The 24389-nt window shown below is 70.1% G+C and carries 26 protein-coding genes; 12 read left to right on the top strand and 14 right to left on the bottom strand.

The annotated features are described in order from the left end of the window. Positions 1 to 216: 216 nt before the first annotated feature. Positions 217 to 576, top strand: a complete 360-nt coding sequence (gene yidD / locus ACNNMR_RS26005) for a membrane protein insertion efficiency factor YidD (protein WP_419997092.1) — start codon at positions 217 to 219, stop codon at positions 574 to 576. A 270-nt stretch (positions 577 to 846) separates the two neighbouring features. Here yidD and ACNNMR_RS26000 read toward each other — a convergent pair whose 3' ends face one another. Next, entirely contained in the window at positions 847 to 1692 is an 846-nt protein-coding gene (locus ACNNMR_RS26000; protein WP_419997091.1) for a menaquinone biosynthetic enzyme MqnA/MqnD family protein, read from the bottom strand. A gap of 238 nt (positions 1693 to 1930) precedes the next feature. On the opposite strand from ACNNMR_RS26000, the gene ACNNMR_RS25995 reads away from it, so the two are divergent. Further along, complete coding sequence (locus tag ACNNMR_RS25995) at positions 1931 to 2134, top strand: cold-shock protein (RefSeq protein WP_165233495.1); 204 nt, start codon at positions 1931 to 1933, stop codon at positions 2132 to 2134. A 75-nt stretch (positions 2135 to 2209) separates the two neighbouring features. Here ACNNMR_RS25995 and ACNNMR_RS25990 read toward each other — a convergent pair whose 3' ends face one another. Next, positions 2210 to 3967 carry an AMP-dependent synthetase/ligase gene (locus ACNNMR_RS25990; protein WP_419997090.1) on the bottom strand — a complete coding sequence of 586 codons (1758 nt, stop codon included), beginning with the start codon at positions 3965 to 3967 and terminating at the stop codon, positions 2210 to 2212. A 109-nt stretch (positions 3968 to 4076) separates the two neighbouring features. Between ACNNMR_RS25990 and ACNNMR_RS25985 the strand changes: the two genes are divergently transcribed. Together ACNNMR_RS25985 and ACNNMR_RS25980 are read left to right on the top strand one after the other, a co-directional pair. After that, entirely contained in the window at positions 4077 to 5123 is a 1047-nt protein-coding gene (locus tag ACNNMR_RS25985; RefSeq protein WP_419997089.1) for an AraC family transcriptional regulator, read from the top strand. An 85-nt stretch (positions 5124 to 5208) separates the two neighbouring features. Further along, positions 5209 to 6363 carry a lipase family protein gene (locus ACNNMR_RS25980; protein ID WP_419997088.1) on the top strand — a complete coding sequence of 385 codons (1155 nt, stop codon included), beginning with the start codon at positions 5209 to 5211 and terminating at the stop codon, positions 6361 to 6363. Between the two features lie 23 nt (positions 6364 to 6386). On the opposite strand, the gene ACNNMR_RS25975 is transcribed toward ACNNMR_RS25980, so the two are convergent. After that, on the bottom strand, positions 6387 to 7391 hold the full coding sequence (locus ACNNMR_RS25975; RefSeq protein WP_419997087.1) for an alpha/beta hydrolase: 1005 nt from the start codon (positions 7389 to 7391) through the stop codon (positions 6387 to 6389). 136 nt (positions 7392 to 7527) lie between these two features. Here ACNNMR_RS25975 and ACNNMR_RS25970 point away from each other — a divergent pair, with 136 nt between their 5' ends. Beyond that, positions 7528 to 8112 carry a hypothetical protein gene (locus tag ACNNMR_RS25970; protein ID WP_419997086.1) on the top strand — a complete coding sequence of 195 codons (585 nt, stop codon included), beginning with the start codon at positions 7528 to 7530 and terminating at the stop codon, positions 8110 to 8112. 129 nt (positions 8113 to 8241) lie between these two features. Here ACNNMR_RS25970 and ACNNMR_RS25965 read toward each other — a convergent pair whose 3' ends face one another. Both ACNNMR_RS25965 and ACNNMR_RS25960 read right to left on the bottom strand, forming a co-directional pair. Beyond that, entirely contained in the window at positions 8242 to 8649 is a 408-nt protein-coding gene (locus ACNNMR_RS25965; RefSeq protein WP_419997085.1) for a type II toxin-antitoxin system VapC family toxin, read from the bottom strand. Continuing rightward, the gene (locus ACNNMR_RS25960; protein ID WP_419997084.1) at positions 8646 to 8924 is read right to left on the bottom strand and encodes a type II toxin-antitoxin system Phd/YefM family antitoxin; all 279 of its coding nucleotides are present in this window, start codon (positions 8922 to 8924) and stop codon (positions 8646 to 8648) included. Before ACNNMR_RS25960 ends, ACNNMR_RS25965 begins: the two co-directional genes overlap by 4 nt. 114 nt (positions 8925 to 9038) lie before the next feature. Between ACNNMR_RS25960 and ACNNMR_RS25955 the strand changes: the two genes are divergently transcribed. From ACNNMR_RS25955 to ACNNMR_RS25945, 3 genes are all read left to right on the top strand, one after another. Next, positions 9039 to 9560: an N-acetyltransferase family protein gene (locus tag ACNNMR_RS25955; protein WP_419997083.1), complete on the top strand. Its 522-nt coding sequence runs from the start codon at positions 9039 to 9041 to the stop codon at positions 9558 to 9560. Positions 9561 to 9611: 51 nt separating this feature from the next. Then, positions 9612 to 9959: a DUF4229 domain-containing protein gene (locus ACNNMR_RS25950; protein ID WP_420000475.1), complete on the top strand. Its 348-nt coding sequence runs from the start codon at positions 9612 to 9614 to the stop codon at positions 9957 to 9959. Positions 9960 to 10242: 283 nt separating this feature from the next. Further along, entirely contained in the window at positions 10243 to 11619 is a 1377-nt protein-coding gene (locus tag ACNNMR_RS25945) for a dicarboxylate/amino acid:cation symporter (protein WP_419997082.1), read from the top strand. Positions 11620 to 11639: 20 nt separating this feature from the next. On the opposite strand, the gene ACNNMR_RS25940 is transcribed toward ACNNMR_RS25945, so the two are convergent. Then, positions 11640 to 13121, bottom strand: a complete 1482-nt coding sequence (locus tag ACNNMR_RS25940; protein ID WP_419997081.1) for an MFS transporter — start codon at positions 13119 to 13121, stop codon at positions 11640 to 11642. A gap of 115 nt (positions 13122 to 13236) precedes the next feature. On the opposite strand from ACNNMR_RS25940, the gene ACNNMR_RS25935 reads away from it, so the two are divergent. After that, a complete protein-coding gene (locus ACNNMR_RS25935; RefSeq protein ID WP_419997080.1) occupies positions 13237 to 14067 on the top strand; it encodes a helix-turn-helix transcriptional regulator in 831 nt (276 codons plus the stop codon). A 19-nt stretch (positions 14068 to 14086) separates the two neighbouring features. Here the strand turns inward: ACNNMR_RS25935 and ACNNMR_RS25930 are convergent, their stop codons facing one another. The 4 genes from ACNNMR_RS25930 to ACNNMR_RS25915 form a co-directional block, all read right to left on the bottom strand. Continuing rightward, entirely contained in the window at positions 14087 to 14503 is a 417-nt protein-coding gene (locus tag ACNNMR_RS25930) for a hypothetical protein (protein ID WP_419997079.1), read from the bottom strand. Between the two features lie 11 nt (positions 14504 to 14514). Beyond that, positions 14515 to 15744, bottom strand: a complete 1230-nt coding sequence (locus ACNNMR_RS25925) for a DUF6973 domain-containing protein (RefSeq protein ID WP_419997078.1) — start codon at positions 15742 to 15744, stop codon at positions 14515 to 14517. Between the two features lie 14 nt (positions 15745 to 15758). After that, positions 15759 to 16250, bottom strand: a complete 492-nt coding sequence (locus ACNNMR_RS25920; RefSeq protein ID WP_419997077.1) for a hypothetical protein — start codon at positions 16248 to 16250, stop codon at positions 15759 to 15761. A gap of 102 nt (positions 16251 to 16352) precedes the next feature. Next, positions 16353 to 17288 (bottom strand): SDR family oxidoreductase, encoded by a 936-nt coding sequence (locus tag ACNNMR_RS25915; protein ID WP_419997076.1) that lies wholly within the window; start codon positions 17286 to 17288, stop codon positions 16353 to 16355. 82 nt (positions 17289 to 17370) lie between these two features. Here ACNNMR_RS25915 and ACNNMR_RS25910 point away from each other — a divergent pair, with 82 nt between their 5' ends. Next, positions 17371 to 17934 (top strand): helix-turn-helix domain-containing protein, encoded by a 564-nt coding sequence (locus tag ACNNMR_RS25910; protein ID WP_420000474.1) that lies wholly within the window; start codon positions 17371 to 17373, stop codon positions 17932 to 17934. A gap of 81 nt (positions 17935 to 18015) precedes the next feature. After that, on the top strand, positions 18016 to 19959 hold the full coding sequence (locus ACNNMR_RS25905) for an AMP-dependent synthetase/ligase (RefSeq protein WP_419997075.1): 1944 nt from the start codon (positions 18016 to 18018) through the stop codon (positions 19957 to 19959). 13 nt (positions 19960 to 19972) lie between these two features. On the opposite strand, the gene ACNNMR_RS25900 is transcribed toward ACNNMR_RS25905, so the two are convergent. After that, positions 19973 to 20431: an Lrp/AsnC family transcriptional regulator gene (locus tag ACNNMR_RS25900; protein ID WP_420000473.1), complete on the bottom strand. Its 459-nt coding sequence runs from the start codon at positions 20429 to 20431 to the stop codon at positions 19973 to 19975. 23 nt (positions 20432 to 20454) lie between these two features. Beyond that, complete coding sequence (locus ACNNMR_RS25895) at positions 20455 to 21120, bottom strand: UbiX family flavin prenyltransferase (protein WP_420000472.1); 666 nt, start codon at positions 21118 to 21120, stop codon at positions 20455 to 20457. Between the two features lie 260 nt (positions 21121 to 21380). On the opposite strand from ACNNMR_RS25895, the gene ACNNMR_RS25890 reads away from it, so the two are divergent. Beyond that, positions 21381 to 21962 (top strand): rhomboid family intramembrane serine protease, encoded by a 582-nt coding sequence (locus tag ACNNMR_RS25890; protein ID WP_420000471.1) that lies wholly within the window; start codon positions 21381 to 21383, stop codon positions 21960 to 21962. Here ACNNMR_RS25890 and mqnP read toward each other — a convergent pair. Then, on the bottom strand, positions 21916 to 22821 hold the full coding sequence (mqnP, locus tag ACNNMR_RS25885; protein WP_419997074.1) for a menaquinone biosynthesis prenyltransferase MqnP: 906 nt from the start codon (positions 22819 to 22821) through the stop codon (positions 21916 to 21918). The genes ACNNMR_RS25890 and mqnP overlap by 47 nt on opposite strands. Beyond that, positions 22818 to 24272, bottom strand: a complete 1455-nt coding sequence (locus ACNNMR_RS25880) for a menaquinone biosynthesis decarboxylase (RefSeq protein WP_419997073.1) — start codon at positions 24270 to 24272, stop codon at positions 22818 to 22820. The genes mqnP and ACNNMR_RS25880 overlap by 4 nt, the downstream gene beginning before the upstream one ends. Between the last annotated feature and the right edge of the window lie 117 nt (positions 24273 to 24389).

The raw sequence follows: 24389 nt of genomic DNA, 5'->3' as shown, positions 1-24389 counted from the left end.
GGAAAGGCCATCGGCGACGGTGCCAAGAAGATCGGTGGCGCCGCCGTCGACGGGGCGAAGAAGCTCGGCAGCGCACTGAATCCGTTCGACTGATCTCACTGCAAGAGCGCAAGGGAGTAACCCATCGTGGCCAACGACTCGCCTCGCCGAGCGAGGCACGAGCAGCGGAAGTGGGAACAGGAGAAGGAGGACGGCCCGTGCATGAGCTGCATGGACATGCTGAGGCACCCATGCACCTGCCCTGACCTGGCCCTGATCTCCATCATGCTCCCGGCAGCCCTCCGCCTCCTCACCACCCGCGGCCCCCTCCTCCTCGGCGACGACCCGGCCGCCCCCGCCCCGAAGGGCCGCCTCGCCGCCCGCCTCTACGGCGTCGTCCGCTACTACCGCACCGAGGTCAGCCCCACCCGCGCCGCCCGCTGCCCGTACACCCCCAGCTGCTCGACCTACGCCGTGCAGGCCCTGCACCGGCACGGCGCCCTCCGCGGCCTGCGCCTGACGGCCGGGCGGCTGCTGCGCTGCCGTCCGGGCGCCGCCCTCCGCCTCGGCGGCGTCGACCCCGTGCCGAACCACTGACGAGAGTCCCTTCCACGCCTTCATACGACAGCGCCCGGGCCCGCCTCGCCTGGCGGACGACCACCTCACCGCGCTCGCCTTCCTGGTGCAAGGAGAAGAAGCCGCCGAAGCCGCTGCTGAAGGTGCTGGCCGAGCCGGCGCTGCAGATCCAGGTGGAGATCACCCGCGAGCGACCTGAAGGTGGTGCGTACGAGCGCGGCGGAGGTCTGGAAGCGGATCACGGCGCTGCTGCCGGACGCGGACCGGATGGTCACCCCGTAGCGGCGCAGATCACCCCGTAGGCAGCAGCTCCACCTTCACGTCCGCCGGAAAGCCCGTGTTCGGCCCGGTGCGGCGCGCGAACTCGGTGATGCCCGCCAGCTGCCGCTCGCCCAGGGTGAACTTCAGCGTTGTGAAGTAGCGCTCGAGCAGCGGGGCGTCGAAGGCCTCCCAGCGGGCCGCCTGCTCGGCCACCTTCGTGACCTCCTCGCCGGAGAGCTCCACCGACTCGAGGAAGGCGCGGTGCACCTCTCGTACGAGCTCCGGCCGGCGCTCGGCGTAGTCGCGGCGGGCCGCCCATACCGCGAAGACGAAGGGGAGCCCGGTCCAGTCCTTCCACATCTGGCCCAGGTCGTGGACGTGCAGGCCCAGCTCCGGGGCGTCGTGCAGCGAGGCGCGCAGCGCGGCGTCGCCGATCAGGACCGCCGCCTGGGCCTCCTGCATCATCAGGCGGAGGTCCGGGGGGCAGGTGAAGTAGTCGGGCGCGATGTCGTAGCGCTCGGCCAGCAGGAGCTGGGCCAGGCGGACCGATGTGCGGGACGTCGAGCCGAGCGCGACCCGCTCCCCGTGCAGCTGGTCGAGCGGCACCTGGGAAACGATCACGCAGGACATCACCGGGCCGTCGCAGCCCACCGCGATATCCGGCAGCGCAATGAGATCATCGGCATGCCGGAGGAATTCGACTAGGGTCACGGGACCGATATCGAGATCTCCGTCGATGAGGCGCTCGCTGAGCTTTTCCGGGGTGTCCTTCGTCAGCTCGAGGTCGAGCAGCGTGCCGGTGCGGGCGAGGCCCCAGTACAGCGGCAGGCAGTTCAGAAACTGGATGTGGCCGACTCGTGGCCGGGTAGGAGTCACAAGCCGCAGGCTACGCCTGATGCGATCCGCACGGGGGTGCGGGGGTTCACTGAAACGTGATCTTGGGCTCTTCCGCGCCTGCCGGGTGCGTGCTAGGCTCGCCGCAAGTTGCAGTTAGGTTTCCCTTGCAGTACAGAGCCTGCGGAGCTACTGACGCCGCAGGCTTTTGTAGTTTTCAGACTTCGCAGTTGCAGGTTCTGGAGCAGAGGGCAACCCTTTTTAGGCCCAAGGAGGGCTTATGGCTACCGGAACCGTGAAGTGGTTCAACGCCGAGAAGGGCTTCGGCTTCATCGCCCAGGACGGCGGCGGTCCCGACGTCTTCGTCCACTACTCCGCGATCAACGCGACTGGCTTCCGCTCGCTTGAGGAGAACCAGATCGTGACGTTCGACGTCACGCAGGGCCCGAAGGGCCCGCAGGCGGAGAACGTGCAGCCCAGCTGAAGCTGAGCTCGTTTCTCACGTAGGACGGCCCGGGACCGGAAGGTCCCGGGCCGTTTTGCGTTCCCGCAGCCCCCGCTACTCGTACAGCGCGTCGATCTCCTTCGCGTACAGCCGCGCCACCTGCGCCCGCCGCACCTTCAGCGTCGGCGTCAGCGCCCCCGAGTCGATCGACAGATCCTCGTCCAGAATCGCGAAGGCCCGCACTCGCGCCGGCCGCGCGACCTGCTCGTTCGCCGCGTCGACCGCCTCCTGCACCAGCTCCCGGACCCGCGGCTCCCGGGCCGGCGGCCCGGTGAGGTCCAGCCGCCCGACCTCCTCCTCGTCCAGCGTGATCAGCGCTACGGGATGCGGCCGCCGGTCGCCGATCATGATCGCCCGCGAGACCCACCGCGACTGCTGAATCGCGAATTCCACCTGCGAAGGCGTGAGGTTCTTGCCCGCCGACGTAATCACAATGTCCTTCTTCCGGCCCGTCACCCGCAGATAGCCGTCGTCGTCCAACGACCCCAGATCGCCGGTGTGCAGCCACCCGTCCGCATCCAGCGCCTCCGCGGTGGCGGCCGCATTCGCGTGATAGCCGGAGAAGATCATCGGGCCGCGGGCCAGGATTTCCCCGTCCCCGGCGATCCGGACCTCGCAGCCCGGGATCGGCTTGCCCACCGTGCCGTGCCGGAAGGCGCCCGGGTGGTTGAGCGAGATGACACCCGCCGACTCCGTCATCCCGTAGCCCTCGTAGAGCGGGATGCCGCACGCCCGCAGGAAGTCCAGGGTCTGCGGGGCGATCGGGGCGCCGCCGGAGTTGGCGTGCCGCAGCCGGCCGCCGAAGGCGGCGCGGACGAGGCTGAAGAGCTTGGCGTCGGCCTCCTCGTAGCGCTGCAGCAGCTCCCCGGTCGGCTCCTGCCCTGCCGCCCGCAGCTCGTCAACCTCGACGCCGGTACGTATCGCCGCCTCGAAGCGGTCGCGCCCGTCCGCGCCCTGCGCCTCCGCGAGCGCCTGGACCTGGGCGTGCACCTTCTCGAAGAGGCGCGGGACGGACGGCAGATGGGTGGGCTGGGCCTGGCCGAGCTCGGCGACGATGTTCTCTATCCGGCCGCCGAAGTAGTGCAGCGTCGAGCCGCCGAGCAGCGTCGCCATCTCGGTGAGCTGGGCGAGGAGGTGGGCGAGCGGGAGGTAGATGTACGTGCAGTCGCCCGGATTCTGCTGCTGGAAGCCCTCGGTGGCGTCGCGGATGGCGGCGGAGTTGCCGTGAGTGAGGCGGCAGCCCTTGGGCAGGCCGGTGGTGCCGGAGGTGTAGATGATCGTCGACAGGTCGTCGTCCGTGACGGACTCGGCGCGGGCGAGCTGCTCGGCCTCCGGTACGGAGTCCCCGAGGCGGTCCATGTGCAACGGCGCGTCGTCCCCGGTCATGTGCACCACGTGCCGCAGCCCCGGGAGCTGCGGCCGCAGCCGCGCCACCTTCTCCGCCTGCGCGGCGTCCTCTACGAGCACCACCGTCGCCGCCGAGTCGGACAACACCCAGGTGACCTCCTCATCACCCGCCGTCGGATAGACCGGCACCAGCACGGCCCCCGTGGCCAGCACCGCGAAGTGCGCGTACGTCCACTCCGGCCGGGTCTCGGCGAGGATCGCGACCCGGTCGCCCTTCGCCACCCCCAGCCCCAGCAGGCCGCGGGCGATGGCGCGGACGCGGTGGCGCAGTTCTTCGTACGAGACGTCGGGGATCGCCTCGGGCCCGCCGCGGAGCGCGGGCAGGCCGCCGAATTCATCGGCGGTCCATTCGGTGAAAAGGGCGAGGGTACGGGGGCGTTGTGGCTCGGACTGCGGCTCGTTCATGTCGGCTCCACCTCCGTAAAAGAAGCTAGGCAGCGCTGATCCAGCGGGTCATGGCCGGAAGTGTCACCTCCACTGACCTGACGGCTCATCAACAATTACCGTGCAGCACATGGCAGAGCCGTACGGCGGCAAGACCGTCACCGTCCATCACGTCCGCGCCGCCCTGCGCGGCGCCGAGCGCGGCGGGCTCGACACGCTGCCGCTGCTGCAGTACGCGCGGATCGCGCCGCTGCTGCTCGCCGACGACCGGGCGCGGGTGACGCCGGAGCAGTTCACGCGGCTGATCCAGGCGCTGCATGTGGCGACGGACGACGAGTTCCTCGGGCTGGGCCCGACGCGCAGCAAGCGCGGCACCTTCGCGATGATGTGTTACGCGGCGATCGGCTGCCGCGATCTGCGGTCGGCGCTGCGCCGGGCGGCCCGGTTCTACGCGCTCTTCCCGGGCGGCCCCGAGCTGACGCTTGAGGTGCAGGATGAAGACGCCGTCCTCGCCATACGGAACGAGGCCGAGTTCGCCGACCCCTTTCTCGCCGAATGCCTGATGATCATCTGGCATCGCCTCTCCAGCTGGCTGATCGGCCGCCGCATACCCCTGTCGGGCGCCGACTTCGCCTTCGCCCCACCGGTGTACGCCGCCGACTACCCGGCGCTCTTCGGCTGCCCGGCCCGCTTCCGCGCCGCCCGTACCGAGGCGCGCTTCGCCGCCCACTGGCTCGCCGCGCCGGTCATCCGGGACGAGAGCGAGCTGGAACTGCTGCTCCGGCACGCCCCCGCCGACCTGCTGTCCCGCCGCGAGTACGGCACGACGGTCAGCGAGCAGGTGCGGCACGCGCTCGCGGCAGCGCTGCGGGACGGTGGCCGGCGGCGGCCGCGGCTGCCGGAGCTGCGCGAGGTCGCGGGCCGGCTGGCGGTGAGCCCGGCGACGCTGCGGCGGCGGCTTGAGGCGGAGGGGACGTCGTTCACGGGGCTGAAGGACGCGGTGCGGCGGGACGCGGCGATCACCTCGCTCGCGCAGGGACAGGAGCCGATCGCCGAGCTGGCGGCGCGGCTCGGGTTCGCGGAGGACGCGTCCTTCCACCGGGCGTTCCGGCGGTGGACGGGGACGACGCCGGGGGCGTACCGCGGCCGCTGTGAGACATCGGGTCAGCAAAGCTGAGCCGTAAGGACAGCCCGCTCGTTACTGATGCGTCACTACGTTGCCCATCCGACCTGCTCCCTCACAGCAGACGAACGGAGCCAACATGCGCCGCAGAATCGCCGCCCTCGCGGCCGCGCTCGGCCTGGCCTTCGCGCTCCCGGCCACCACCGGCAGCGCGGACGCCGCCCCGAACGCCGCCCCCGGCGACCTGGTCAGCAGCTCGAAAACGGACTTCCGCACCATCAACCCGCAGCTGTCCAAGGCCTGGCACATGGAATACGCCTCGACCTCGGGCACCAACAAGCCGAACACCGTCTCCGGCACCATCATCGTCCCGCGCGACGGCCGCACCGGCACCCGCCCGCTGATCACGTACGCCGTGGGCACCGTCGGCCTCGCCGACAACTGCGCCCCGTCCGCGGGCTTCCCGACGGCCACCACGCTCGAGGGCAACCTCATCGCCCAGGCCATCTGGCGCGGCTACGCCGTCGCCGTCACCGACTACGAGGGCCTCGGCACCCCCGGCGACCACACGTACACGGTCGGCCGCGCCGCCGGCACGGCGATGCTCGACGCGGCCCGCGCGGCCATGAAGGTGCCGGGCGCCCGCGAGGCCGGCGTCAACGAGAACTCGCCCGTCGGCATCATGGGCTATTCGCAGGGTGGCCAGGCCTCGAGCTGGGCGGCGCAGCTGCACCAGTCGTACGCGCCCGAGCTGAAGGTGAAGGGCACCGCGACCGGCGGGGTGCCGGCCGACCTGATCAAGGCCGCGGAGTTCAACGACGGCGGGCTCGGCTCGGGGCTGATCCTGATGGCCGCGATCGGGCAGAACGCGGCCTTCCCCGAGCTGAAGCTCGACTCGTATCTCAACGACCGGGGCCGCTCGCTGGTGAGCATCATGAAGAAGAACTGCGTCGCCGTCGACGCGGTGGCCGGCTCGTTCACGAAGATCACCGACGTCACGACGAAGAACCCCCTGGAACAGCCCGACTGGCAGGCCCGCCTGGCCGAATCGAAGCTCGGCGGGACGGCCCCTGACGCGCCGGTGTACCTCTACCACGCGCAGAACGACGAGCTGATCCCGCGCACCCTGGGCGAGGGCCTGCGGGCGGGCTGGTGCGCGAAGGGGGCGCAGGTCTCGTACAAGACGATCCCGGTGCTGGAGCACATCAGCGGCGTGATCGCGGAGACCCCGGCGGCGCTGAGCTGGCTCGGCGACCGCTTCGCGGGGAAGCCGGCGGCGGGCAACTGCACCTGAGCCTGTGCGGGGGGCTCGGCCTGCTACACCCCGAGCCCCTTCGCCAGCACCGGCCAGCTCGCCTTGAACTCGGTCTGCCAGTGCGGCCATTCATGCGAGCCGCCCTGGTAATAATGCACGGTCGCCGGGATGCCGAGGTCTTCGAGCCGGTCGGTGAAGGAGTGCGCCTGCACCCACAGGGCGCCTTCGAGCACGCCGCCGACGATGAGGTTGGCGAAGTCCTTGTTGGGGCCGAAGCCGGTGCCCTGGGAGATGTAGAGGGAGGTGCCCTTGAGCTTCTCCATCTGGGTGTACGGGTTGTTCGCCTTCCACGTCCCGCGATTGAGAATCGGCCCGCCCCACAGGCTGGTGGGGAACTGGAACTCGCGGCCGACGATCGCGGAGACCGTCGTCGGCATCCCGGTGTTGAGGGTGTCGAGGATCCCGCTGTACGAGGCGACGGCGGTGTACGCACCCGGGTGCCGGACCGCGGCGGCCATCGCGCTGTAGCCGCCGGTGGAGATGCCGGCGACGGCGCGGGTGCCGTTGGCGCGGTAGTTCTTCTGCAGCAGCTGCCAGACCTCGGTGTTCTGGAAGGTGTCGTAGTCGGGGCTGTTGCTGCCGAAGTTCCACCACTTGCTGACGATGCCGGTCGGCCCGGCGTCGGGGATGACGGTGATGACGTCCTTGTCCGCCATGAATTCTTCGACGTCGGTCTGCTCGGTCCAGTCCGAGAACTTCCCGCCCGCGCCGTGCTGGAGATAAAGCACGGGATAGGTGCGCTCGGGCGCGGTCTCGTACGACTTCGGCAGCAGGATCCGTACCGGCGCGGACTTGCCGCCCAGCGCCGGGGACTGGACGGTGATGTCGACGGCCTGCGCGCCGGCCGCCTTGGTGGCGGTGATCCGCGCGCCGTCATCGGCCGCGAGTGGGGCAGTGCCCGCGTCGGCGGCGGTCCCGAGGGCGCCGCCGGTCAGCGCGAGAGCGGCGGCCAGCAGTACGGCGGCGAGCTTGCGGCGGGGGCGCCTGAGGCGGCGGGTTCCGGACACGACGCAAGGGTCGGTGGTCGTGGGCGCTGCGGAAAGACTCGGGACTGACAGTCGCCCCGGGCCGTTCTGTCACCGCAGTGACAACCACGTACGCTCATGCCTGACGGCACCGACCAGGGATGGGGCGTAACGGATCATGGACGCGGAGCGCAAGCGCCAGCTGGAACAGAAGATCGCGAGCGGGGCGCGCCTCGACCGCGCGGACGGCATCGCGCTCTACGAGTCCGGGGATCTGGCGTGGCTGGGCGGGCTGGCGCATGCGGCGCGGGTGGCGCGGCATGGTGACGCGGGGTATTTCGGCACGGGTGAGGCAGCGGAGCTGCCCCTCTCTTACGGGGCTGACGCCGGCGAGCTGGTCGACGAGCTGCTTCGGCTGCGCGACCGCGAGGAGAACGCCGAGGTCCTGGTCCCCACGCGCGCGACGGACGCGGTCACCGGCGCCCAGACCCTCAAGACCTACGCGCTCGCCCGCCTGCTGGTGGACAACATCCCGCACCTGCGCACATCGGCCGACGCCGACGGGGAGCAGGGCGCCAAGCTGGCGCTGCAGCACGGGGCGGACGAGCTGGCGTCCGCAGAGCTGCCCGACGACGACCTGGTCATCCTCATCCGCGAGGCGGGCTTCCGCCCGGTGCAGCGGGGGGCGCACTACACGGTGGTCGCGGAGCACCCGGGCCCGGACGCGTCGATCCGCGAGACGCCGCAGGCGATGCGCCTTTAGCCGTCGGCCGCATCGGACGCGCGCCGCCGCGCCGTTTCGATATCGCTGAGCACATCATCAGTGCTGAACTCCGCCGTTACCTGAGAGCGAAGGCGCTCAAGCAATTCGTCCAGCGACGGCGGGACTGGGTCACACTCCAATGACCTCGACCCCCTGCTCCAGACCTTTGAAATCGTCAACGTTACGGGTGTAGAGCGGCAGGTCATTCGCGGCCGCGGTCGCTGCGATCATGAGATCGAGATGTCGGGCACGCGGCTCCCGGCCAGCCTGGATGATGAGCGCGACCAGCGTGCCATACCTGCGGGCCGCTGCCCGGTCGAACGGTTTCGTCTCGAACTCGGCCTCGATGTCCGCGAGCCGCTGCGACCTGGCCAGTATCTTCACTGGGTCACGGGCCATGGCTACGCCTTGAGCCAGCTCTGCGAGCGCCACCGCGGGCACGGCCGCCACCACCGGGAGCGAACCGGGGTCGATCTCCTCCAGGTCGATGAGCACGCAGGTGTCCAGGAGTCCGTGCTGCCGTTGCGACTTCGTCACGCGCGCTCCCACGGGTCGTCGCCCTCATCGACGCGGCCTTCGTCGCCGAAGAACTCGTCCACCTCAGCCCGCATCTCCGCGTAGTCCACCTTCGGAGCCCGCCTCCACTTCCGCTGAAGCTCGGCCACGGGGACGAAGGTACGCCGGGAGCTTATGGGGCGGACCTCGGCAATCTCCGTCCCGTTGCGCGTAATGCGGTAGACCTCGCCGGTCGCGACGTCGTCCAGCACAGCCTTGGAGCGAGCAGCGAGTTCGCGCTGAGTAATGGTCTTCATGTAGTTCAGCGTATTGCGGTGTAATGCACTGTGCAACGTAGGTACCGCAGCGACGTCGTCCACACACCGATACTCCATCGCTGACGCACCCACCTCCCGATTAGCCTCGCCCCCATGCGCTTCCAGCTCGACCCCCCGATCGACCGCCTCCTCCGCGACCAGATGCTGGCCCTCTGGTCGGACGTCACCGACGCCGGCGGGGCCGTCGGGTTTCTGCCCGGGACTGACCCTGAGGTGATACGGCCCGAGCTCGTACGGCACCTTGTCGCCATCGCCGAGGGGCGAGCGCGGTTGCTGGTCGGGCGGGATGAGGAGGACGGGCGGGTGGTGGCCACCGCGTTCGTGTACTTCAACGGGCACCGGCTGATGAAGCACTGGATCTGGGTCTACACCGTCATGGTGCAACCGGAACAGCAGGGCGGCGGCAGCGGGCGCGCGCTCATGGAAGCCGTCGCGGAGGCCGGGCGCGGGTTCGGCGGCATTGAGGGGATCCGGCTCACCTGCCGGGGCGGGACCGGGGCCGAGCACTTCTACGCCGCGTGCGGATACAAGGAGGTCGGGCGGGTGCCGGGGGCGATCCGTACCGATGACGGGGACCGCGACGACATCACGATGTGGCTGCCCCTGCATACTTAGTGGGCGAAAGCCTCGCATAGCCCGTATTGCAGGAGAGAGAAGTTGTCCGCCGTGACCCCCAAGCCGAGCGCCGCCCTCCGCTACACCACGATGCGTCTGGGCATCTTCATCCTCTGCTTCGTCGTCCTCGCGGGCCTGGTCCGGCTGCGCGTGCTGCCCTCGGGCCTGGGCGACTCCAATTACCTGTGGGTGCTGCTGCTCGCGCTCGTCGTCTCCATGCCGCTGAGCCTCGTGCTGCTGCGGCGCCAGCGCGACGAGATGTCCGCGCAGATCGTGGGCCGCATGGATCGCGCGAAGGAGCGCCTCGACGCGAACCGCGGCATGGAGGACGAGGCCGTGGACGAGGCCGAGGACGAGACCGCCGACGCCGCTGAGCGACGGAACGAGTCGCAGCAGTAACGTCCAGTAGCGACACGCACACCAGGCCTGTGCGCCTGGTCACAGTGGGCCCCTATATCAAAGCCTGGCTTTGGGTATCCCAAAGTGCCGGTGTTAACGTAATCGACATGAGGTCTTCCGCTTTCGTGCTGCCGCAGCCCACGAGCCCCCTGCTCGTCGGGCGCCTGCACGTCGACCTCTGCCGCCGCGTGGCCGCGGCCTGTACGGGCCGCTGACCTGCGCGCTTTCCGCGCCGCAAAGGTCCCCGGCTGTCCCCGTCTCTTCATCCCCACGGAGTGCCCGCGTGTCCACGCACACCCCTGCCGCGCCTGAGGCAAAGCCCACCGGCGGCATACGAATACCCAAGGTGCCCTTCTGGGCGCAGATCCTTGCCGGTCTCGTCGTCGGTGTCCTGCTCGGCTGGGTCGCCCGCAGCGGCGACGTCGGCTGGCTCAAGGACACCCTTGAGCAGATCGGCAACATCTTCGTCCAGCTGCTGAAGCTGGTCGTCGCCCCGCTGGTGTTCTTCGCCATCCTGGTGTCGATCACCAATCTGCGTAAGGTCAACAACGCCGCCCGGCTGGCCTCCCGCACGCTGCTGTGGTTCCTCATCACCTCCCTGATCGCGGTGGCGCTCGGCCTGGCGATCGGCCTGCTGACCAACCCCGGCGCCGGTACGGGCCTGACCCCGAAGGACGGCGCCAAGCCCGACCAGGCCGGCTCCTGGATCGACTTCCTGACCGGGATCGTCCCGACGGACATCATCACGCCGTTCACCGAGCTGCAGGTCCTGCAGATCGTCTTCATGGGCGCGGTCATGGGCATCGCGGCGCTGAAGCTCGGCGAGCGCGCCAAGCCGGTCATCACGCTCAGCGAGACCGTGCTGGAGCTGCTGCAGAAGGCCCTGTGGTGGGTCATCAAGCTCGCCCCGATCGGCAGCGTCGGCCTCATCGGCTTCGCGATCGCCGACTACGGCTGGAACCTGATCTCGAAGTACGCGACCTTCACCGCCGACGTCTATATCGGCTGCGCGATCGTCCTCTTCGGCGTCTACCCGCTGCTGCTGGCGACCGTCGCCAAGGTCAACCCGCTGCAGTTCTTCCGCGGCGCCTGGCCCGCGATCCAGCTGGGCTTCGTCTCCCGCTCGTCGGTCGGCACCATGCCGGTCACCCAGAAGGTCACCGAGCGGCTCGGCGTGCCGAAGAACTACACCTCGTTCGCCGTCCCCTTCGGCTCCACGACCAAGATGGACGGCTGCGCCGCGATCTACCCGGCCATCGCCGCGATCTTCGTCGCCGAGATCTTCGACGTCAGCCTGGGCCTGCAGGACTACATCCTGATCGCCTTCGTCTCGGTCATCGGCTCGGCGGCGACCGCGGGCCTCACCGGCGCCACGATCATGCTGACCCTGACCCTGTCGACGCTCGGCCTCCCGCTGGAGGGCGTGGGCCTGCTGCTGGCCATCGACCCGATCCTGGACATGATGCGGACGGCCACGAACGTCGCCGGCCAAGCAGTCGTCCCGGTCATCGTGGCGGCCCGGGAGAACATCCTGGACCGCGACGCGTTCGACTCGGCCACCAGCTTCGACGTGTCCGACCTGGACAACGACGCCGACGCCACCCCGGTGCAGGACGCGGCCGAGCAGAAGCCGGCTGTGCCTGCTGCCGCCACCGCGTAGCGGGAAAACCGTCCCCCAGCTCACGCCGCGAGTCCCTGGCTCGCGGCGTGAGCTGCTTTCTGCGGCGGGACGCGGCGCATCGTGTACGCGCCCAGGGCCACGTGCAGCGCGGCGGCGACCAGGCCGACGACGTGCAGGCCTGTGGTGAAGGCGGACTTTGCGTCGGCGATGGCCGCCCCCGTGAGGCCGGGGAGTTCGAGCGTCTCCGGGAGGGTGGCCGCCAGGTCGGGGCCCGTGACCCGGAAGAGCACGGTGGCGAGGGAGCCGAGGAGCGCGATGCCGAGGGCGTTGCCGATCTCGTTGCTGGTCTCGGCGATCGCGCCTGCGGCCCCGGCCCGCTCGGGGGGTGCGGCGGCGACAGCGGTGTCGGCGACGACGGCGAAGGAGATGCCGTAGCCGAGGCCCGAGACCACGGTGGCGGCGACGTACCAGCCGACCCCGCTGCCGCTGCCCACCGGCAGCAGCAGGAGCAGCCCGGCCGCGATCAGGAAGTGGGTGGCGATCAGCGCGGCGCGGGTGCCGACGCGGGCGACCGCCAGCGGTGTGACGATCGAGGTGGCCGTGAGGACGACGGCGCCCGGCAGCGCGACGAGCGCCGCCTCCAGCGCGCTCAGGCCGAGCACCGACTGCAGATAGATGCCGCCGAGATACGCCACCGCCGACCAGGCCGCGAGCGGCAGCAGCCCGGTGATGACGGCGATCGCGAAGACGCGGTCGCGGAAGAGCCGGAAGTCGATCAGCGGCTGGTCGAGGCGCAGCTGGCGGCGTACGAAGGCGGTCAGCATCGCGGCGCCCGCCGCGCCGCTGACCAGCGCGGACACGGTCGGGCCCGCCGCGGCCAGGTGCTTGATCGCGTAGACGCCGAGCAGGATGCCCGCCGCCGACAGCACCACGCTCGCGGCGTCGACGCGGCCCGTACCGCCGGAGCGGACCTCCTTCAGCAGGACCGGGGCCAGGCCGAGGAAGAGGGCCACCACCGGCAGGTTGATCAGGAAGACCGAGCCCCACCAGAAGTGGCTGAGCAGCTGCCCGCCGGTCACCGGGCCGATCGCGAAGCCCGCGGCGAAGGCGGCCGCGAAGATCCCGATCGCCCGGGCCCGCTGCCGACGGTCGGTGAAGAGTTCGCTGAGTACGGCCAGGGCGGACGGCAGCAGCGTGGCCCCCGCGATGCCCATCAGCGCGCGGAAGGCGATCAGCAGCTCGGGGGTCGGGGCGAAGGCCGCGCCCAGCGAGGCGGCGCCGAAGGCCGCGGTGCCGATCATCAGGAGCTTCAGCCGGCCGTAGCGGTCGCCGAGGTTGCCGAAGGCGATGAGGAGCGAGCCGACGGCGAAGCCGTACACGTCGAGGATCCACAGGGACTGGTCGGCGGTGGGCGACAGGGCCGCGGAGATCTGCGGCATGGCGAGGAAGAGGACCGAGCCGTCCATCGCGACCAGGAGCACGGGGCCGAGGATCACCAGCAGGCCGAGCCAGGCCCGCAGGCCGGGGGTTTGTGTCTTCATGGCTACGACCCTGCGGCGGGGCGCACCGACCAGCCAGCCACCTCCCGTGGGTACACCTCGCAGGGATACCTTCCGCCCTCCCGCCGCGGTGGTCCTGCCGCTTAGGCTCGTAAACATGCAGCTGGAGAGCCTCGGTGCCTACCTCAAGACCCGCCGCGACCGCGTCACGCCGGACGCCATCGGGCTGCGCACGTACGGCGCCACCCGTCGGGTGCCTGGCCTGCGCCGCGAGGAGCTGGCGCAGCTCGCGGGGGTGAGCGTCGGCTACTACACGCGGCTGGAGCAGGACCAGGCGGGCCTCGCCTCGAACCAGGTCCTCGACGCGCTCGCGGGCGTGCTCCGCCTCGACCCGGCCGAGTCCGCCCACCTGCACAACCTGGCCCGCCGGACGACGCCGTCGCGTCTCGTACGCCCCGAGCCGGAGCAGCTGCACCCGCGGGTGCTCGCGCTGCTGTCCTCCCTGGGCGAGTCGATGCCGGCGCTGGTCCTGGGCCGCCGCGGCGACGTGCTGGCCTGGAACCACACCGGTCACGCCCTGCACGCGGGCCACGTCGACTTCGACGCGCCGGGCGACCCCGACCGGCGCCCCTCGATACCGCGGATGTTCTTCCTCGACCCGCTCACCCGCGACTCGCTGCGCAACTGGGACGAGCTGGCCCGCATCCACGTCGGCTATCTCCGCCTGACCGCGGGCCGCTACCCGACCGACGCCCGCCTGGCCGAGCTGATCGGCGAACTGGCCATGGGCAGCCGCGACTTCTCCCGCCTCTGGGCGGACGGCGACGTCGCCGACTGCACCACGGGCCCGATGCTGCTGCGGCACCCGACGGTCGGCCCGGTCGACGTCGACTACCAGGTCTGGCTCCAGCCCGACAGCCCCGACCACCGCCTGGAGGTCTACACCCCGAGCGACCCCGCCTCGGCGGACGCGCTGCGGTTGCTGTGACGGCTGGGGAGCGGCCGGCTCACGGGTCGCTGAGCTTGAGGATCGACCGTCGGTCGGGGGCAGCCGGCTTCACGACGACGTCGGCATCCCAGGTGAACCTGTTGTCGTAGTTGAGCATGTACGGCATTTCGATCGCGCGCGTAACGTCACCGTCGTTCACGAAGATCAGGAGGTTGGTGTTCTGTGCGCTGTAGTACTCATCGTCGATCACTGGCTCGCCCACGATCTTCTCGATCCTCTTCGCATCCGCGTACTCCTCGAAAATGTGGACCCGGTCCCAGGAAAAGTCGGTGAGATCGGCGAGCTTGGCTGTGCCTTCCTCGTCCACGAGATCCTTCAACTTATCGACAAGCTCCTGGTCGTGCTCGATGTCGACGCCGCCGCCGAATTGCGAACAGCCACCGCAGAGCAGTGCGAACACGGCGATCGCCGCCATCAGAAAGCGTTTCAACTCGCGTCCCCCGAACTCTCCGTACCGTCGGAGTCTCCGGTGCCCGGCTCATGCGGGTCCTCCGGGGCCCGAAGGCGAGGCTCACCCGTCTCTCCGTGGCCGACATCGCTGAACGACAGTCCACCACCGCCTTCCCGCACCACCACCATCTCGCCGTCCCGCACGGCCTGCTCCACCAGGTCGGCCAGCTCCTCCGGGCTCGCATCCGGGTTCTCCACCGCGATCCGCCGTCCGACCTCGTTGTTATGCAGGTCCATCGCCTCTCGTTCCTGAAAGTTTCCCGGCAGGCGTTCGTGTGCGGTGGCGAAGTCCGTGGTCCAGTCCTCGCCGTACTTGCTTGCCATCAGGGCGTTCCCATAGGCATGCCGGAAGGCGTCGTTGTGGTCGTCGTTCTTGTCGGCGCTGTAGAAACGGGCATCGGCTTCCTTGTGCGCTGTCTCCCGGATCTCGGCTATCTCACGTCCCCGCGTCCAGCTGCCCGCGTCTTCGAGCATCTCCACCTCAGTGGCCGTGACTTCCTGTCCGCCGACGAGCTTGCGCATCAGCCAGTCCCGGGGGAACTGCACCATGCCATCGGGATCCGGCGAGACCTGGTACTCCCGCATGATCCGGTCCAGGTCCTTCTTCGAATGCGGGGGTATGTACTCAACCTTGTCCGCATTGAAGCCGTCCGCACCGGCCACCCGCGTGCCTGGCGGCGCCACGGCCTTCACGAGGGCCGCCTTGATGGCGCGGTCCGCCTCATTGACGGATTCGACGGCCTTGTCGATCGCCTCCTGCCACTCCGTCACCCGCGCGGAGACCGCCGAGGCATAGCCGGGGTCATTGCGTAGGGCCAGCGCCTGGGAGTCGGACAGCGCCGCGGAGTCGAGCGAGACGCGGCCATCGCCGTCGACCTTCATCAGCGCTTCCTCGGCGGCGGCCGTCTGCTTGCGCAGGGCCTTCTGCCGGGCCATCAGATCCTCATACGCGTCCGTCATGAGCTGCGCAATGCCCTGTGCCTGCGTCTTGGCATGGTCGAACTCGGCGGAGGAGACCTTGGCCACCCGCTCGTAACTGATCCGCCCCAGTCCCGACCACTGGCTGCCGGCCACCGCGCCGTACACCTGCGAGTCGTAATTCCTTCGCAGCTCACCGAAGCGTTTGCTCATCCGCCGCCAGTCGGCGGCCGTGTCCGACAGCGGGGTGAGGTCCGCCGCCATGATCTCGCGGTACGTCAGCGCCATCGCCGGACCGCCTTTCAGCCGGCCGGGCGCAGGCCGGTGGGCTGATTGCCCGGGAGGGCGGGCAGCTGCAGCGGATCGGAGAACATCCCGTGCACCAGGCCGTCCTGGGTCTGATAGAGCACGCGCGCGCCACGAAGGGCGTCCCGCTCACCCTGCAGCCGGTTCTCGAGGTTGCGCACGTGCTTGGCCCACTCGCCCAGCACATGCTCGACGCCCTGCCAGGCATCCCAGGTCTGCATGGTGCCACCGGGCTGCGCCCGCTCACTCCCCAGCATCCCGGGCTGCGAACCGCCGCCCCCCTCGCCGCCGAGCTTCCCCGCAGCCCGGGTGTCCGGCAGCAGCGTCTCCTCGAGATACCCCGCCGCCGCCCTCTTCGCCGCCGAATCGGTGGTCAGCCGGTCGGCACTCCCGGGCCCGGCGCCCCCGTCCTCTGCCGGTACGGAGTTCACCCGCGTGCGCGCATTGGCCACCAGCGCGTCCCACTCAGCCTTGAACGAATCGCCCACGAAGACCTCCGGCCCGCAGTCGCTGTCGAGCTTAACCAGGCGTGCTGACAACCAAGTTGACCCACCAGCATCCCATGCGCAGGTAAAACGCAGGCGGTTCGTTCAGGCCCCGCGGAAGTAGTGCCCCGCGTCCAGGTCGGCGAGCAGGCCCGGCTGGGTCGGCTGCCAGTCGATGAGGTCGCGGGTGAGGGTGGCGGAGGCGGGCTGGTCGGCGGTGAGCACCATGGTCAGCCAGCCGAAGTGGTCCTGCGCCTGCTCCGGCGGTACGGAGGCCACCGGCAGGTCCAGGTGACGCCCGATGACCTCGGCCATGTCACGCAGCGTCACGCCCTCGTCGGCTACGGCGTGCAGCGTCGAGCCCGCGGGGGCGGTCTCCAGGGCGACCCGGAACATGTGCGCCGAGTCGAGGCGGTGCACGGCCGGCCAGCGGTTGGCGCCGTCGCCGTAATACCCGGAGACGCCCTTGTCGCGCGCCGTCTGCACTATCGTCGCCACGAAGCCGTGGTCGCCCTCGCCGTGGTTGGTGCGCGGCAGCCGTACGACCGAGGCGCGGACGCCGCGGTCGGCGAGGCCGAGCACGTACTCCGCGGTCGCCATCCGGGCCACCGCGCCGGCGGCCTCCGGCGGGACGGCGTCGAGTGGCGGCAGGTCGTGCCCGTCGCGCTCGGTCGCCACCTTTCCCGCCTCTACGGGCGTGCCCGAGGTGAGGACGAACGGCTTGTCCGTGCCCGCCAAGGCCTCCGCCATCGCCTCCACGGCCGCCCGGTCGGCGTCGGCCGCCGACTTGAAGTCGCCCTGGGCGAAGGCGACTTCGTGGTTGAACGCCAGGTGGATGACGCCGTCCGCGGCGGCCGCGGCGGCGCGCAGGGTGTCGAGGTCGTCCAGCGAGCCGCGGACCACCTCGACCCCCGCCCGTACGAGAGCGTCGGCCGAGCGGTCCGAGCGTGCCAGGCCGACGACCTCGTGGCCCCCCTCGATCAGGTCGGGGACGACGGCGGAGCCGATCCAGCCGGATGCACCGGTCACAAATACCCGCATCTCAAAAACCTCCTCGCTATGACAGTCACTGACATCAGAATAGCACGCCATGACAGCCACTGACATCACGTACGATGAGCACATGGCCAGATGGGAGCCCAACGCGCGCGGGCGCCTGGAGCAGGCGGCGCTGGAGCTGTACAGCGAGCGCGGGTACGACGCGACCACCGTGAAGGAGATCGCCCAGCGGGCCGGGCTGACGGAGCGGACCTTCTTCCGCCACTTCGCCGACAAGCGCGAGGTGCTGTTCGGCGGGACCGCGCTGCAGGACGGCCTGGTCGCCGCCCTCGCGGAGGTCCGTAAAGACGCGGAGCCGCTCGACGCGGTGGCGGCGGCGCTGGAAGCCGCCGGCGAGGTCTTCGATGAGCGCCGCGAGCTGGTCAAGCGGCGGCAGGCCATCATCGCCGCGCATGCGGAGCTCCAGGAGCGGGAGTTGATCAAGCTCGCCGCGATCGGGGCCGCCCTCGCCGGCGCGCTGCGCGAGCGCGGCGCCGCGGAGCCGGCGGCGAGCCTCGCCGCCGAGGTGGGTGTGGCGGTCTTCAAAGTCGCGTACGAGCAGTGGCTCGACGGCTCGGATGCGCGGGGATTCACAGATCATTTGCGAGAAGGGTTCACCCGCCTCCAAACCCTCACAGCAAGCGCTTGACGCGCCATTCCCCCGTAGACGAAGCGTCAGTACGGTTACTGGAGGGTTACACCGACGCCGTGCAATCCCTCGGGGGCCGCCATGTCGCAGCAGACCGCGCCTGTTCACAAACTCGTTTCCGATCGCCTGACGCCGGGCGCGGCCGTGCCGGAACTGACGCCCCCTGCCCTGGACTTACACACCATGGACGGCGGGGCCAGGGAGGCGGCCGTCCCGCTCATCGCCCCCACCGTCGTCCACGGCTCGCTCGCCGACATCCCCTTCGACAACGCCGCCGCGGAGCCGAAAACCGCCGTCCTCGCCCAGAAGGACGAGCACGGGCAGTGGAATGACGTCTCCGCCGCCGAGTTCGCCTTACAAGTGCGGGCGCTCGCCAAGGGGTTACTCGCGCAGGGTTTCCAGCCCGGCGAGCGGATCGCGATCATGTCCCGTACGACCTACGAGTGGACGCTGCTGGACTTCGCCGCCTGGGCCGCCGGGCTGATCACCGTCCCGATCTACCCCACCTCCTCCGCCTTCCAGGCCGCCTGGATCCTGGAGGACTGCGGCGCCTCCGCCTGCGCCGTGGAGAACGTCGAGCAGGCCAGGATGCTCAGCGCCGAGCGCCGCGAGCTGCCGTACATGCGGCATCTGTGGCAGCTCGACACCGGCGCCCTCAGCCGCCTCGCCGCCGAGGGCCGGCACCTGCCGAACGCCGCGGTCGACGAGCGCCGCGCCGCGCTCACCCCCGACTCGGTCGCGACGGTGATGTACACGTCGGGCACCACCGGACGCCCCAAGGGCTGCGTGCTCACCCACGGCAATTTCTTCGCCGAGGTCGACAACGCCATCGAGCTGCTCTACCCGGTCTTCCAGGCGGTCAGCAAGGACCCGGCGTCCACCCTCCTCTTCCTCCCGCTCTCCCACGTCCTCGGCCGCATGGTCGCCATCGGCTGCCTGCGGGCGCGGGTGAAGCTCGGGCACGCGCCGAGCATCGCCACCGAGGAACTCCTCGACGACCTGGCCGGCTTCGCCCCGACCTTCCTGGTGGCCATCCCGTACGTCCTGGAGAAGGTCTACAACACCGGCCGCGCCACCGCGGAGGCCATGGGCCGCGCCGCGTCCTTCGACCGCGCCGCGCATGTCGCGGTGCGGTACGGCGAGGAGATCGAGGCCGAGCTGCACGGCACCGGGCCTGGCCCGAGCCTCGGCCTGCGGGCGCTGCGCAAGCTCTACGACGCCCTCGTCTACCGCCGCATCCGCGCCGCCCTCGGCGGCAAGGTCCGGTACGCCATCTGCGGCGGCTCCCCGCTCGGCCGCCGGATGGCCGCCTTCTACGCGGGCGCCGACGTCATGGTCTTCGAGGGCTACGGCCTCACCGAGACCACCGCCGCCACCACGGTCACCCCGCCGCTGCGCCCCAAGCTCGGCACGGTCGGCTGGCCGATGCCCGGCACCGCCGTCCGCATCGCCCACGACGGGGAGGTGCTGGTGCGCGGCGGCCAGCTGTTCTCCGGCTACTGGGACGCGGCGACGCAGACGGTGGAGCCCGCGACGATGGACGGCTGGTTCCCCACCGGGGACATCGGCGAGCTGGACGAGGAGGGCTATCTGACGATCACCGGCCGCAAGAAGGACCTGATCGTCACCGCGTCGGGCAAGAACCTCGCCCCCGCCCCGCTGGAGGACCGCCTCCGCGCCCACCCGCTGGTCAGCCAGTGCATGGTGATCGGCGACAACCGCCCGTACGTCTCCGCCCTCCTCACCCTCGACGAGGACGGCCTCGCCCACTGGCGCACGATCCACAAGCGCGAGTACGTGCCCGTGGACGAGCTGATCCGCGACGAGCTGCTGCTGAAGGACCTGCAGCGCGCCGTGGACGAGGCGAATCTGCTGGTCTCCCGCGCCGAGTCCATCCGCCGCTTCGCCGTCCTGGCCGAGGACTTCACCGAGCTCAACGGCCATCTGACGCCCTCGCTGAAGCTCAAGCGCAAAAGGATCCTGCGGGACTTCGCGGAGCCCATCGAGCGGCTCCTGTACGGGTAGGCGCCGCGGCGCCCTACTCGACGTCCTCCGCCAGCTCCCCCACCCGGTGCTCCCACTTGGTCGACAGCACAATCGTCGACCGGGTACGGGACACGCCCTTGATCCCGGACAGCCGCCGGATCGTCCGCTCCAGGCCGTCCACATCGCCCGCGCGCACCTTCAGCATGTACGAGTCGTCGCCCGCGATGAACCAGCAGTCCTCGATCTCGGTCACATCCCGCAGCCGGTGCGCCACATCCTCGTGGTCCACCGCGTCCGACAGCTGCACGCCGATCAGCGCGGTCACGCCGAGGCCGAGTCTCGCCGCGTCCACGGTGGCGCGGTAGCCCGTAATCACGCCGGCCGTCTCAAGACGGTTGATCCGGTCCGTGACGCTGGGGCCCGAGAGCCCCACCAGCCGGCCCAGCTCGGCATACGAGGCCCTGCCGTTTTCGCGCAGGGCCGTGATGAGCTGCCTGTCGACCTCGTCCATGTTGGTGTAGCGCCTTCCGTCACTCACGGCTTTCTCCCGGGGTGCCGCGCCTGGTGCTGCGCCCCCAGCTCCCCTTCCCACCTGCGATAGAGCTTGTGCGGAACGCCGGCCGAGTCAAGCACCCGGCCCGCGACGAAGTCGACGAGGTCCTGGATTCCGGTCGCGCCCGCGTAAAAGGCGGGCGCGGCCGGGAGCACCACGGCGCCCGCCTCGTCGAGGGCGACCAGGTGCTTGAGCGTCGTACCGGGGAGCGGGGTCTCGCGCACCGCGACGACCAGCGGCCGCCGCTCCTTGAGCGTCACGCTCGCGGCCCGCTGCAGCAAGTCCTTGGAGAGCCCGAGCGCCACGCCGGCGACGCAGGCGGTGGAGGCGGGGACGATCAGCATGCCCTTCGCGGGATACGAGCCCGAGGACGGGCCCGCGGCGAGGTCGCCCGCGGCCCAGTGCCGTACGCCGTCCTCCGGAAGGTGCACGTCGAAGGCGTCCGTACGGCCATCGGCCCCGGTCGCGAGCCAGCGCCGCAGGTCCTCGCGCCAGTGCGCGTCCCGGAAGGGCCCGCCGGTCTCGTCGAGGACGGTCAGCCGGGCGGCCCTGCTGACCACCAGGTCGACGGCCTCCCCGGCATGCAGCAGCGCGCGCAGCACGGACGCCGCGTAGGGCGTGCCGGAGGCGCCGGACACCCCGACGATCCAGGGTCGGCGCCCGCTGCCCGCGGCGCTGTCACCGGGGGTCGGAAGGGGCGGGTTCGTCGGGGGAGGTGCCACACCCCCGAGCCTATCGGGCCGGGGCTAGTGCGGAACTGGGGCGGGGTCGTCAAGCGTTCCCTATGGTGGGATGAGTGGCTTGAAGGGGGCATTCGGTGGCTTACGAACCTCAGGGTGGTAAAGGCTCCCGCTTCTCTGCCCGCAAGGGCGTCAGCGGTCAGCGGGCCAAGCAGGCGATCGTCATCATGGCGGGGTGGGTGGCGCTGCTGTGGCTGCTCGAAGCCATCGACAGCATCTCCGGGCATGCGCTGGACACCTTCGGGATCCAGGCGCGGCAGTTCAGCGAGCTGCGCGATGTGATCCCGGCGTCCTTCATGCACTTCGGCTTCGCGCACCTGGCGGCCAATACGGTGCCGCTGCTGGTGCTCGGCTTCCTGGCGGCGCTGCGCGGGATCGGGCGCTTCATCGGCGTAGTGCTCACGATCATGATCATCAGTGGGCTCGGGGTGTGGTTCATCGCCCCGGCCGGCACGAACACGGCGGGCGTGTCCGGCGTCATCTTCGGCCTGTTCGGCTATCTGGTGGTCCGCGGCTTCGTGGACAAGCGGATCTCGGACGTGCTGATCGGCGTGGTGGTGGCGGTCATCTACGGCTCGATCCTGCTGGGCGCGCTGCCGGTCGAGGGCAACGAGGAGATCTCCTGGCAGGGCCACTTCTTCGGGCTGCTCGGCGGCGTGGCGGCGGCGTTCTTCTTCAGCGAGCGGCGGCTGCCGTCGCCGTTCAAACTGTCAGGCCGCGGACCAGGAGGTCCAGCAAAGCGCACATGAACAGGGCGATCCCGATGAATCCGTTCACCGTGAAGAACGCCCGGTTCAGGCGGCTCAGATCGTCCGGGCGCACCAGGCTGTGCTCGTAGACGAAGGCCGCCGCCACGATCACCAGGCCGAACCAGAAGAACCCGCCGGCGTCGGTGGCCAGCGCGTACCAGACGAAGAGCAGCACCGTGATCACATGGCAGGCCCGCGCCCCGTACAGCGCGGCCGCGATGCCGAAGCGGGCCGGCACCGACTTCACGCCGTGCGCCCGGTCCGCCGCCACGTCCTGGCAGCCGAAGATCAGGTCGAAGCCGCCGATCCAGATGCCGACGGCGAGGCCGAGGATCACCGCGTCCCACGACCAGCTGCCGCTGATCGCGATCCACGCCCCGACCGGGCCCATCGCCTGGGCCAGGCCGAGGATCGCGTGCGGAAAGTTCGTGAAGCGCTTCCCGTACGGATAGACCACCATCGGCACGATCGCGAGCGGCGCGAGCGCGAGGCAGAGCGGGTTGAGCAGCGCGGCCGCGCCGAGGAAGACGGCCAGCGCCACCGCGGCGCCGGTCCACGCCTGCCGTACGGAGACGGTGCCCGAGGGGATCTCCCGCCCGGCCGTGCGCGGGTTCTTCGCGTCGATCTCGCGGTCGATGATCCGGTTCGCCGCCATGGCGAAGGTGCGCAGCCCGACCATGGCGATGGTGACCAGGAGCAGCCGGCCCCAGTGGATGTTCTCGTCCCACTGGAACATCGCGGTCAGCGCGGCGATGTAGGCGAAGGGCAGCGCGAAGACCGAGTGCTCGATCATGACCAGGCGCAAAAACGCCTTCGTCCGACCCGGCTGCGCCGGAATCGCGGCAGAAGCGGCGCTCACGAGATTCCGTACTCCTTCCAGCGGCGGTCGACCTTCGCCGCCGTCTCCGGGTCGGACACGACCATCTCCGGCCAGCCCCCGTCCCGGGTGTAGCCCTCCTCGGGCCACTTGGTGGTCGCGTCGATGCCCGCCTTGCCGCCCCAGAATTGCTGGTACGACGCATGGTCGAGGTGATCGACGGGTCCCTCGACGAGGGAGAGGTCGCGGGCGTAGTCCGTGTTCCCGAGCGCCCGCCACGCCACCTCATGCAGGTCGTGGACGTCACAGTCGGCGTCGACCACGATGATCAGCTTCGTCAGCGACATCATGTGCGCGCCCCAGACGGCGTGCATCACCTTCTGGGCGTGCTTCGGGTACTTCTTGTCGATCGAGACGATCGCGCAGTTGTGGAAGCCGCCGGCCTCGGGGAGGTGGTAGTCCACGATGTCCGGGATGATGATCTTGAGGAGCGGGAGGAAGAACCGCTCGGTGGCGCGGCCGAGGGGCCCGTCCTCGGTGGGCGGACGGCCGACCACGATGGACTGCAGCAGCGGCCGCTTGCGCATGGTGACGCAGTCGATGGTGAGGGCGGGGAAGGGCTCCTGCGGGGTGTAGAAGCCGGTGTGGTCGCCGAAGGGCCCTTCCGGCAGCATCTTGCCGGGCTCCAGCCAGCCCTCGATCACGACCTCCGCATTGGCCGGGACCTGCAGCGGGACGGTCTTGCAGTCGACCATCTCGATGCGCTTGCCCTGGAGGAAGCCGGCGAAGAGATATTCGTCGATGTCGCCGGGCAGCGGCGCGGTGGAGGCGTAGGTGACGGCGGGCGGGCAGCCGAAGGCGATGGCGACGGGCAGCTTCTCGCCCTTGCGGGCCGCGACCTGGTAGTGGTTCCGGCTGTCCTTGTGGATCTGCCAGTGCATGCCGATGGTGTTGCGGTCGTGCCGCTGCAGCCGGTAAAGCCCGAGGTTCCGTACGCCGCTCTCGGGGTCCTTGGTGTGGGTCAGCCCGAGATTGAAGAAGGACCCGCCGTCTTCCGGCCAGGTGAAAAGGGCGGGCAGCTGGTCAAGGTCGACGTCATCGCCTTCGAGGACCACCTCCTGTACGGGCGCGTCCTTCACCTTCTTCGGCGGTACGTGCGCCATCCCGGCGAGCTTCCCGAAAGCCTCGCGGAAGCCGGTGAAGCCCTGCGGCAGCTCGGGCTTCAGCAGCCCGCCGATCTTGTCGCTGATGTCCTCGTACGAGCTCAGGCCGAGGGCCTTCAGCAGCCGCCGGTCGGTCCCGAAGACATTCATGGCCAGCGGCATCGCCGAGCCCTTGACGTTCTCGAAGAGCAGCGCGGGCCCGCCCGCCTTGTTCACCCGGTCGGTGATCTCACCGACCTCGAGGTACGGATCCACTTCAGCCTTGATCCGCGCAAGGTCACCGTCGCGCTCCAGCGCCCGCAGCAGCGAGCGGAGATCGTCGTAAGCCATGCGGACCAGTATCCGTCAGGGCGACGTGCGCACCCGTAGCCGGGTGGCGTCAACGGGGAGGTTTCGTTCACACGTGCGCGTGGTGGCGGAATTCCTCCTCCGGGAATGCGCTCCGGC

It is taken from the genome of Streptomyces boninensis, from assembly GCF_048572725.1.
GTDB lineage: Bacteria > Actinomycetota > Actinomycetes > Streptomycetales > Streptomycetaceae > Streptomyces > Streptomyces boninensis.
Note: the sequence above shows the minus strand (reverse complement) of the source record. Positions and strands in the feature narration are given on the sequence as shown.